A 10,515-nucleotide genomic window follows, 5' to 3' on the forward strand; every position below is an offset into this window, starting at 1 on the left:
CCCGACGCGCGCTCCGACGACCGGCCGAACAGCATCCGACGCAACGTCGCCAGTTCCGCCCGCAACGCCTCAAGCTCGGCCGCGGCCGCGGTCTCCCGCGCGAGCAGCCGGGCATGCTCCGTCCCCAGCTCCGCGAGCTCGACTCGCAGACGGCCGTTCTCCACCAACACATCCGCCAGCGCCTCACCACCAGCAACGCCGCAAACNCCCGACTCGACAACCGCCACGCACCNCAGCAAACCATCCCGACCAGCGAACCNTCACCCACGGAGACCATCAGGNCACACCCAGNCCCCNCAGCCACCGCCAACGTCGATCAACTCAACGGGACTTCCGACTACGTACCGGGAGGCTGCCATGGTGAACGCGTCGATGATGAGCTCGGTGCGCATGTGGTTGGCCATCGACCAGCCGGCGACTTTACGGGAGTAGAGGTCGATGACGGTGGCGAGGTAGAGCCATCCTTCGCCGGTACGGATGTACGTGATGTCCCCGACGAGCTTCTCGCCCGGGCGGGTGGCGGTGAAGTCGCGGCGGACGTGGTCGGCGGGCGGCGGGGTCTGGTCGGGGATGGTGGTGCGACGGTAGGCCCTGGGCTGGCAGGCTTTCAGCCCCGCACGGCGCATGATCTGCCGGGCGAGGCGGACGGAGACGCGCAGGCCGGAGGCGGTCAGGGCGGCGGCGATCCGCCGGGCGCCGTAGGTCTGGCGGGAAACGGCGAACACCGCCCGCACGTGGGTGTCGAGGGTGGTGTGCCGACGGGTCCGGGCCGACGCCGGCCGCCGAGACCAGTCGTAGAAACCGGATGTCGACACGGCCAGCCACAGGCACATCTTGGATACCGGGTAGTTGTCCTTCTCCGCAGCGATCAGTTCGTACTTGTCGATCACTGATGGCGTTGCGCGAAGAAGGCGGCCGCTTTTGAGAGGAACTCGCGCTCCATCCGGAGTTCCCGGTTCTCCTTTTCCAGCTCGTGGAGCTGGGCCCGCTCGGACATCGACAACGGTTCTTCTTCGTTGTGGTGTGCCCGCCGCCAGGTCGCGACCCAACTCCCCAATGTTCCTTCGTTGATACCGAGATCTTTCGTGACCGCCGAGGTGGGGCGGCCCGAGTCGATGACGAGCTTCACCGCCTCGTCCTTGTACTCGGGTGTATACCGCCTGCGTGACTGACTCATTGATCTCCTCCGTTCACGGATCAATTATCCCTCATAGGGATCACTGTCCGAAGAACGGGGCCCACCTCAGGACGAGTACTGGTGATCGTCGACCAGCCCGCGAGCATCGGCGCCCTCGCGATCGCGGTCGCCCGCCAGATGGGCCTGGACGTCGCCTACCTGCCAGGGCTCACGATGCGCCGCCTGGCGGACCTGCACCCCGGCGAGTCCAAGACCGACGCCCGCGACGCCTACGTCATCGCCGACGCCGCCCGCACCCTGCCCCACACCCTGCGCCGGGTCGGGACCGACGACGAGACCCTCGCCGGACTCACCGTGCTGGTCGGCTACGACAGCGACCTCGCCGCCGAAGCCACCCGGCTCACCAACCGGTTACGCGACGCCCTGCTGCACATCCACCCGGCCGCGGAACGCCTGCTGGGCAGCCACATCCACCGACCCGGCGTCCTCGAACTCCTCGCCGACGCGCCCACCCCGACCGCCTTGCGGCAGCTCGGCGAGACCGGCATCGCCACGACGATGCGTCCACGCTCGCCGCGGCTCGCCAAGACGCTGCCCGGCCAACTGGTCCGTGTCCTCGACGAGCAGACCGTGGTCGTGCCCGGCACCGCCGCGTTNGGCCCGGTCATCGCCGGCGTCGCCCGCAAACTTCTCGGCGTCCTCGACGAACGCGCCGATCTCGCCCAGGACGTCGAAGCCACCCTGGAGGCGCACCCTCTTTCCGAGGTCCTGGTCTGGATGCCCGGTGTCGGGGTCAGGACCGCCGCCAGCCTCCTGACGATCATCGGAGACATCGCCGCGTTCCCGACCGCCGCGCNCCTCGCCGCCTNCGCCGGCCTGGCTCCGGTCACCCGCCGTTCCGGCAGCTCGATCCGCGGCGAGGTCCGCTCCCAACGCGGGAACCACGCCCTGAAATCAACCCTGTTCCTGTCGGCGTTCGCCAGTCTCAGCGACCCGACCAGCCGGGCCTACTACGACCGCAAACGTGCCGAAGGCAAACGGCACAACGCCGCCCTGATCTGCCTCGCCCGCCGCCGCGTCGACGTCCTCTACGCCATGATCTGCGACCGCAAGCCCTACCAGCCGCCCGCTACCAACCCCGCGCCCGAGCCGGCCCGCGCCGCTTGACAACGCCATAGAGACACCCCCCACGGCTCGCAGGCTCGTCGCGCAGCTACGCAGCGACACTCCCACCCAGATCGAAGGCATCGGGGATCAAGCGACCGACGTCAGCTGAACCCTCTGGGAAAGACATGCCGTAGACCGCTGTGGATATCGATGCCGCCCGGCGGGAGAATCAGGAGTAGAGTCAGCAATGTGTTGCGGCATGTGCGTGGAACCCGTTACGTAACGCCCCTGCGGGAGGGTGGCTCCCTGCCAGGTCTGGTCGAAGCCGACGACGACGGCACATACGTCGTCAAGTTTCGCGGGGCGGGGCAGGGAAGCGCGGCTCTGGTCGCCGAGATCGTGGTTGGGGAGCTGGGCCGGCGGCTCGGNATCCGGGTACCCGATCTGGTCGTTCTCACCGTCGATCCGGAGATTGCGCGGCGGGAGCCGGACCAGGAGGTGCAGGAGCTGCTACGGGCGAGCGCAGGAGACAATCTCGGAATGGATTTCCTCCCCGGGTCCATAGGCTACGACGGCGCCAGTTGGCAACCGCCGGCCGAGGAGGCCGCGAGAATCTTCTGGCTGGACGCACTGACCGCGAACGTGGACCGGAGCTGGTCCAATCCGAATCTCCTGGTCTGGCATCGTGCACTGTGGGCCATCGATCACGGGGCTGCCCTGGTCTTCCAGCATTCCTGGCCGTCGGTGAGCACCTGGGCGGCGCGCCGCTACGACCTGTCGGAGCACGCGCTGACAGTCCTCGTCAAGGATCTCTCGCCGGAGGCGCTCGAACAGCTCGACTCCGAGCTCGCGGCCGTGGTCACTCGCGACCTGCTCGCGGAGGTGACGGCATTGGTCCCCGATTTGTGGTTGCTGGGCATGAACTCCGTCCAGCCGGGCGAAGCCGATGCCGCCGCCCTGCGGGAACGGTATGTGGAGTACCTGCTCGCGCGTCGTGCCGGCGACCGCGGCTGGTGGCCTGGCGCGGGGAGGTGATCGCCGTGCCGGANTCATTTTTCGCATTTGACTATGCTCTTCTGTTCGCTGTCCCAAGGGTCGACCGGGGCGAGCGGATAAACGTCGGTGTACTGCTCTACAGTCCTGCCGCGGAATTTTTGGCCGCGGCGATCAACGTTGATACCGAACGACTCAGAGCGCTGGACTCCAATGCCGACGTGGAGCTGATCCAGGCAGCGCTGAATTTTATCCAGATGGTGTGTGCCGGTGATCCCGCCGCCGGCCCGGCCGCCACGAGATCGGCGCGGGCACGCTTCGGCTGGCTCACCGCGCCGCGCAGCACAGTCGTTCAGCCCGGCGCCGTGCATGGCGGTATCACTGCCAAACCGGAGGTAGAGCTGGACCGGCTGATGGACCGCGTGGTCCGGTGAACGGGCTCTGACCGCGGATCGACCGCACCTGCCACGGACAGCCGGCGGTGCTCTGGTTCGGAGGCCGATGGAACTGGTCTGTGCCCGGGGGCTCTCGGGCGGGCCGCGGATTCGCCGGGTCGGCGAATCCGCGGCCCGCCTGGCCAACACGCCCGATCGTCCGCTCTCAGGGCCCGCCGCGCCGGGCGGGTAGCAGGAAGAGCAGGCAGAGCACGACGGCGAGCGCACCCACGATCCACCACAGGGTCTTGACGAATCCGGAGACGAATTCCTCCGCGCGCACCTTGGCCAAGGCGTTCGTCAGACTCCCACGATCGGTGACGCTCACCCGCCCGCCGCAGTCAGCGGGGACAAGACTGAGGTCAGGCTGGTGGATATCGCACCGACGCAGCTCGGCCATCAGCCGAGTCACCTCGCCGGAAGAGTGCCCCTGGCTGACCAGGGCCTGCTGGACCTGCGACGTCACCCGGTCGGTCCGGGCCGGCTCGCCGGTGGCGAGGGCGGAGAAGAACAGCCCACCGATCAGCGCGACGCCCACTGCCGCGCCAAGCTGGCCGGTCGCGTTGATGATTCCGGAGGCCGCGCCGGCTTCGTGCGGCGGCACATCGATCAGGATCATCCCGGTCAGTGGCGCGACCAGCAGGCCCATGCCCGAACCGATCAGCAGCAGAGACGGGGCAGCATGCCATGCTGTCACGGTGGTGGCGAAGTGATGCGCCGTCCACACGTAGGAAAGAACACCCGACGTCATCACCGCCACTCCCACCATGAGGCAGCGACGGCCATACTTCGGAAAAATGTAGCGTACCGCGAGTCCGCCAGCCACGGGAACAGCGACGGAGAATGGAATCGTGGTCAGACCGGTATGCAGTGCCGACCAGCCTAGACCACCCTGCAGATAAACCGTCCAGGTGATGAAGAATCCAGCCGGCACGCAGCTGAACAACAGTTGCGTGCCGACACCGACAGAAAAGCTGCCAGTTTTGAAGAGGTTCAGCGCCAACAGTGGCGAATCGTCACGGCGCACCTTTTCCCGTTCATACCGTAGGAACAGCGCGAACACTGGGACAGCGATTACCATGGCGACAATGCTCCACATCGGCCAGCCCAGCTCGCGCCCCTGCACAAGCGGAAAAAGCACGAGCAGCAGCCCTACGGCGACGAGGATCATCCCTATCCCGTCGGGCCGGCGAGCATTCGGGGACCTGGATTCCCGCATCCACGCCGACGCTGCCACCAACGCTACCGCGCCGACGGGGAGGTTGACCGCAAAAATGCTGCGCCATTCGAGGCCGAACGGGTTCCACTGGAGCAGAAGACCACCGACGAGCGGTCCCGCGACGATCGCCAGGCCCACGATGCCCGCGTATAGGCTGACGACCTTGCCGACTTCTTCCCGAGCAAAGCTGACGTGGATGATCGCCAGTACCTGCGGCACCATGACGGCCGCAGCGCCCCCCTGGACCACCCGGGCGCCGACGAGGAATTCCGGACTCTGCGCAATCGCGCACATTCCGGACGCCGCCATAAACCCGGCGACACCGGTCAAGAACATTCGCTTGCGACCGAAAATATCTCCCAGTCGACCTCCGGTTATCAGCATCACAGCGAAGGCGAGAGTATAGCCCGCGTTCATCCACTGGATGGACGTTGGCGACGCCCCGAGATGCTGCTGGATGTTCGGAATAGCCACCGTGACGATGTTGTTGTCAAGCAGGTCCATGAACGTGGCGACGAGCAGGACCGCGAGAGCCCACCAACGCCTCGGGTCGGGTGCGGGCTGGGCCACCTGCAGTACCGGCTCGGACGGCCAGGTGGTCCGCTCAGTATCGACCATGATCTACCTGTTCTGCGGAATTCCGCCTCAGCGCCGCTCCCGCACTGGCCGGTTGATCTTCATACTGTCCATGTCCGTCACTCCGAATCGGAGGTCGCGATAGCCGCAGCCGATCTCGTCGAACCTTGCCATCAGCCGTTCTTCGGCGGCATCCTGCGCCCGCTGCTCCGCCTTGTCGTCGAACTCGACTCGAACGACCAGGCGGAATGTGAAGGCGACGATGGACTCGTTGTAGACGAGCGTTCCTTCTTCGGTGAACGACGCGTTGAGCACATCCTGCTGGTCGGCGTTCCGGCGAAGCTTCTCCCGCGCCGGGGGGTCAAGTTTGTCAAACCGTCCGCGTACCAGCACCCGGTAGACGTGCTCGGGCATCAGTCGTTCCCTTTCTCCGCAGCTATTTCGCGACCCAACGCGACCCACGACCGCAGTAACAAGTCCACCGCGTCGACTGCCGCGTCGTCCGGGCTGCTCTCGGGCGACAGGACCCGTTGGATCGCCAGGCCGTCGTCAAGCGCGTGCACTATCAACGCGAGCACCTCGACCGGAGCAGGTGGGGACGCGTCACGAGACGTGAAGTCGCGGGCGAGCGCCTCCGCGATGATCGTCCGCGTCCGCGCCTCCCGGTCGGTCAGCGTCGGCAGGACGCCCGGGTTGCGCAGGCCGTAGAGCCACAGCTCGGTGCGCAGCACAAGCCAGCTCGCGAGGTGACGGTCACGCTCACGATGCCAGGCCCGGAACTGCTCGACCATGCCCTCGAACGANCCGGCGTCACGGCCCAGCGCCCGCAGCTCCTCCAACTCACGCTCTGTGCGCTTCTCCAGCAGGGCGAGCACGAGCTCGTGCTTGCCGTCGAAGTTGCCGTAGAAGGCGCCTCGCGTGAAACCGGCACGCTCGACAATCTGTTCGACCGATGTGCCGGCAAGGCCACGCTCGGCGAACAGCTCCGCCGCCGAGCGCAGCAGCTTCTCGCGGGTCAGCTCCCGACTCTCCTCGCGGGACAACCGTCTGGTCGCGATGACAGGCTCCTTCTAGATACAGAGGTGCATCCAGATACAAGAGCCTATCAGAGTGCCGGGCTCGTCTCCAGCTGGGAGGCGGGCCGGGTCAGGCGGACCGCGCCGAGCACGGCCGCCTGGTAAGGGGTGAGCGTGGCTCCGGGTTCCGACAGGGCGAACGCCGCCCACCGCGGCTCCCGCCCGCAGCCGTACAACATGCCGAGCGACGCCAGGACCGAGCGCCGTTCCGCCTGCCGCCGACCGGATGACAGCAGATGCGCCGGCCGTCCGGCGTGCGCCAGCGTCTGCCGCACCGNGCTCAACAGGACAGGATGCGCGCTCACCTCCACAAACACCTCATGGCCGGTGTCACCGAGCCGCTCGACCGCGGCGGCGAAACGGACCGGCTCGCGCAGGTTACGCATCCAGTACTGTGAGGCGAGGCTCGTTCCTGGCACGGGCTCGCCGGTCACGGTCGAGTACATCACGATCCTCGTAGGTCCCGGTGCCAGCGACCGTAACGCCAGATCAAGATCCGCACGCAGGTCATCGACGTAGTGGCTGTGCGAGGCGACGGTTCCCGTAATCACGCGGCAGTAGACGTCGCGCCGGGTGAGATCATCGACGAGCCTGGCGAGTGACGCCGCGTCGCCGGCCAGCACCGTCGACCGGGGGCTGTTCTCGCCGGCGACGCTGATGCGCCCGGCGCTGGCATCCGCGACGGCATGCGCCTGGGCGGGGGACAGCTCCGTGGTGGCCAACGCCCCCCTACCGGAGATCCGGCGCAGCAGCGCACTGCGCCGGCAGGCGATCATTATCGCATCTCGGAGGCCCAGCGCGCCTGCGGTATGCGCGGCCGCGATCTCCCCCATGCTGTGGCCGACCACGGCATCCGGCACGATCCCCCAACTGCGCCACAAAGCCGTCAGGGCGATCTGCAACGACACCATGGTCGGCTGCAGCACGTCGATCTCGTCCATCCGGGACGCTGGCGGGTCCAAACCGAGCTGCTCGACCACCGAGAATTCGGCGAAACGCCGAACCTCCTGATCACAGCGAAGGAGCGCCTCCCGGAACGCCGGCTCAGCGGCCAGCAGCTCGCGGCCCATTCCGTACCACTGGGCGCCCTGCCCGGCGAAGACGAACACCAGGCCGGGCCGGCGTGCCGTCACATCGGGAGGAATGCGGTCGGTTTCTCCCGCGAGGGCGGCGGCCAGTTGTTCAGCGAGATCAGCGTACGAATCGACAACGAAGGTCAGGCGGTGCCCCGCTCCGGCGGTACGCACCACGGCGTCATGGCAGTACCAGGCCAGCGCCGGCAGGCCCGCCCGCGCACGCACTCGGTCAAGGTGCGTGCGCAGGAGTTCCGCCAGTCCGTCCTCGGTGTCTGCCGCGACAGCGAACAATCGTGTGTCCACGTCTCCCCCATCAGGCCGCACGTCGCCCGCTCCTGGTCCGGGCACCGATCGAGGTCACCGGCGGACGGCTACCTGGTGACGGTAGCTCTCCATCGGCAGGCCGCTCACCCAGGGCACGATCCCGATCCTGCTCAGCAGCCTGATCACGGCGGGCGGCTGATATCCCGCGAACATGCCGCCGAACATCAGGATCTGGCTGTGTGCCGCGATCCTGCGCGCCATCGGGTTCATCCGCTGCCGCGCGAGCGTGGCGTGGAAATGGCTGTCGGACGCCATCCGGCGGCGGATCGCCGCGCGAACCCGGTCGGAGATGTCGTGGTCGGTGACCCAGGTCAGGCCGTCGATCTCCGCGGTCATCCGGCGCATCGCCGCGTAACGCTGACGCGTGAAGACGTCAATGTGGGTGAGGATGCCGCCGGGGCTGAGCACACGTTCCACCTCCCGGAGGAATCTGCCGAGATCAGGATAGTTGTGCGAGCTCTCTATGTTGACGAGTATGTTCACGGAGCCGTCAACGAAAGGCAGTTTCTCGGCGTCGCCGTGCACGAACTCCAGTACGTCCGCACGCGCGAGGGTCGCCGAAGCCCTGGCGATGGCTCGCGGCGACAGGTCCAGGCCGGTCATCCGTGCGCCACGGGCGATACGGGAAAGGAAGTTCAGGCCTTCCCCGGTGCCGCAGCCGACTTCCAGCACCGTGCGACCGTCGTAGTCGTCCAGACCGATCGGCAGGTCCCGCAGAGCCAGGAAGTACAATTGCTCGCTGAAGCCGTCCGTGCCGAACTCACCGAACCCTGGCAACCGAGCCCGGATCTCGTCGACGATCTCAGGGTCATACATCCCCCAGTTCCACAGGTCCCCCTTCGCCGAGAGAGTGGCGGCCATGTCATAGATTGTCGAGCTGGCCGTTTTCATTCTTTCCGCAGCCTTCTCACCACCGCGAGCCGTGTCAGGCTCAGCAAGATTGATGTCGGCCAGGCCGCTGGTGAAGGCGGTCATGATCTCGGCAGTGTTCACTGCGCTCTCCGCGGGTCTCCGGCCTGCTCGGAAAGGGAGGGCTGGGGGCTGTTGGTGTCACCGCGCACCAGACCGACGCCGTCGTACGCCTCGGCCGGGTCGGTGCCCATGCGCACCAGTTGGTTGTCGCCGTTCACGAACACGACGTTGGGCTGGTAAGAGCGGGCGTCCTCCTCGGCCATCAACGCATAGCCGACGATGATCACCAGATCGCCTGGACTGATCAGGTGAGCGGCGGCGCCGTTGATGCCGATGGTCCCGCTGTCCGCCTCACCTTCGATGACGTACGTGCTGAGCCGCGCACCGTTGGTGATGTCCAGCACGTCGACCTTTTCTCCCGGCCACAGGCCGGCGGCCGCCATCAGGGTGGCGTCGATGGTGATCGAACCAACATAGTGAAGATCGGCCTGTCGCACGACGGCACGATGGATTTTGGATTTGAGCATCTCGCGGTAGATCATTACACTCACCAGGTCACCGGCAGCTCTCGCACACCGTAGATGATCATTTCGGAGCGGGTACGGATCTCGCTGGTCGGCACCGCCACGTGAAGGTTCGGCAGGCGGCGCGCCAACGATTCGAACGCGATGCGCAGCTCCAATCGGGATAGCTGCTGTCCGACGCACTGGTGGATGCCGTGCCCGAAGGCCAGGTGCGGCACGGGCTCGCGCGTGATGTCGAGGCGGTCGGGAGCGTCGCACAGTGCGGGGTCCCGATTGGCCGCGGCGAGGGAGAGCGACACCGCGTCACCCGCGGTCAGCTGGTGGCCGTCGAACTCCAGATCGGCGGAGACCGCACGGATCGAGCCGGCGTGCACGATCGTCAGGTAGCGAAGCAGTTCCTCGACAGCACCGGGCGCCAGGCCCGGGTCCGCGGCCAGCGCCGCATACTGCTCGGGATGTTCCAGCAGCGCGAACGTTCCCATCGCGATCATGTTGGTGCTGGTGTCGTGCCCGGCGACCAGCAGCACACTGCCGATCGTCATCAGCTCCTCGTCGCTGAGCTCACCCCGGGCCACCAGCGTGCCCAGCAGGTCGTCCGCCGATGCGACCCGCTTGNCCTGGATGAGACCCATCAGCAGTCCACCGATGTTCTGCCAGCCGCTGATGGCCTCCTCCGCGCTGGAGTGAACGGTGAACAACGCTGCGATAGCCGCGCCGAACACCTCACGCTGCTCGACGGGCACTCCCAGCAGTTCGCAAATCACCAGCGCGGACACCGGTTCGGCGAACGCCGACACCAGGTCGGCCGGACCGCCACCGGCGATCATCGCGTCCAGGTGCTGGTCGACGATCTCGATCACCCGCGGCTCCAGGGACCTGGTCCGACGCGTCGAGAACCACTCGACGATATGCCGCCGGTAGCGGGTGTGCTCCGGAGGATCCATCGCGGTGAACATGCCCGGCGCCGGCTCGGTGCGTTCGCCTGCCATCGGCAGCGGGATGGGCGATCGCAGAAGGTCGCCACGCGAGCTCATGCGGAGGTCTGAGTGGGCGTTCTGCACGCTTTCGTCGGGCCTCAGCTTGAGTTGATCTCTGGGGTGGCCGGTGGGTCGGGCTGGGGCAGGACGAACAGGCCG

Annotated in this window: 9 protein-coding genes and 3 pseudogenes; 3 read left to right on the forward strand and 9 right to left on the reverse strand. The window is 67.0% G+C overall.

The annotated features are described in order from the left end of the window. Both CED_RS23140 and CED_RS20290 read right to left on the reverse strand, forming a co-directional pair. Positions 1-227 (reverse strand): annotated as a pseudogene (locus CED_RS23140) (IS66 family transposase); the annotation flags it as partial. Between the two features lie 117 nt (positions 228-344). After that, positions 345-1,177 (reverse strand): annotated as a pseudogene (locus tag CED_RS20290) (IS3 family transposase); the annotation flags it as partial. Between the two features lie 69 nt (positions 1,178-1,246). On the opposite strand from CED_RS20290, the pseudogene CED_RS20300 reads away from it, so the two are divergent. The 3 genes and pseudogenes from CED_RS20300 to CED_RS20310 all read left to right on the forward strand — a co-directional run. Next, positions 1,247-2,305, forward strand: a pseudogene (locus CED_RS20300) (IS110 family transposase); the annotation flags it as partial. 189 nt (positions 2,306-2,494) lie between these two features. Then, complete coding sequence (locus CED_RS20305; RefSeq protein WP_035734603.1) at positions 2,495-3,280, forward strand: HipA family kinase; 786 nt, start codon at positions 2,495-2,497, stop codon at positions 3,278-3,280. Continuing rightward, positions 3,277-3,672, forward strand: coding sequence for a DUF3037 domain-containing protein (locus tag CED_RS20310; protein ID WP_235187203.1), 396 nt, complete (start codon positions 3,277-3,279; stop codon positions 3,670-3,672). The genes CED_RS20305 and CED_RS20310 overlap by 4 nt, the downstream gene beginning before the upstream one ends. 166 nt (positions 3,673-3,838) lie before the next feature. Here CED_RS20310 and CED_RS20315 read toward each other — a convergent pair whose 3' ends face one another. The 7 genes from CED_RS20315 to CED_RS20345 form a co-directional block, all read right to left on the reverse strand. Next, on the reverse strand, positions 3,839-5,509 hold the full coding sequence (locus CED_RS20315; protein ID WP_035913374.1) for an MFS transporter: 1,671 nt from the start codon (positions 5,507-5,509) through the stop codon (positions 3,839-3,841). A gap of 27 nt (positions 5,510-5,536) precedes the next feature. Then, entirely contained in the window at positions 5,537-5,881 is a 345-nt protein-coding gene (locus CED_RS20320; RefSeq protein ID WP_023842131.1) for a DUF6204 family protein, read from the reverse strand. Continuing rightward, the gene (locus CED_RS20325; RefSeq protein ID WP_011435564.1) at positions 5,881-6,510 is read right to left on the reverse strand and encodes a TetR/AcrR family transcriptional regulator; all 630 of its coding nucleotides are present in this window, start codon (positions 6,508-6,510) and stop codon (positions 5,881-5,883) included. Before CED_RS20325 ends, CED_RS20320 begins: the two co-directional genes overlap by 1 nt. 62 nt (positions 6,511-6,572) lie before the next feature. Continuing rightward, on the reverse strand, positions 6,573-7,922 hold the full coding sequence (locus CED_RS20330) for an acyltransferase domain-containing protein (RefSeq protein ID WP_051868967.1): 1,350 nt from the start codon (positions 7,920-7,922) through the stop codon (positions 6,573-6,575). A 54-nt stretch (positions 7,923-7,976) separates the two neighbouring features. Then, a complete protein-coding gene (locus CED_RS20335; protein WP_023842133.1) occupies positions 7,977-8,936 on the reverse strand; it encodes a class I SAM-dependent methyltransferase in 960 nt (319 codons plus the stop codon). After that, positions 8,933-9,397, reverse strand: coding sequence for an aspartate 1-decarboxylase (gene panD, locus CED_RS20340; protein WP_011435560.1), 465 nt, complete (start codon positions 9,395-9,397; stop codon positions 8,933-8,935). The genes CED_RS20335 and panD overlap by 4 nt, the downstream gene beginning before the upstream one ends. Before the next feature lie 5 nt (positions 9,398-9,402). Next, positions 9,403-10,368 (reverse strand): cytochrome P450, encoded by a 966-nt coding sequence (locus CED_RS20345; protein ID WP_235187206.1) that lies wholly within the window; start codon positions 10,366-10,368, stop codon positions 9,403-9,405. Positions 10,369-10,515 lie beyond the last annotated feature (147 nt).

This window comes from Frankia sp. CeD, from assembly GCF_000732115.1.
In the GTDB taxonomy this organism is placed as follows: Bacteria; Actinomycetota; Actinomycetes; order Frankiales; family Frankiaceae; genus Frankia; species Frankia casuarinae.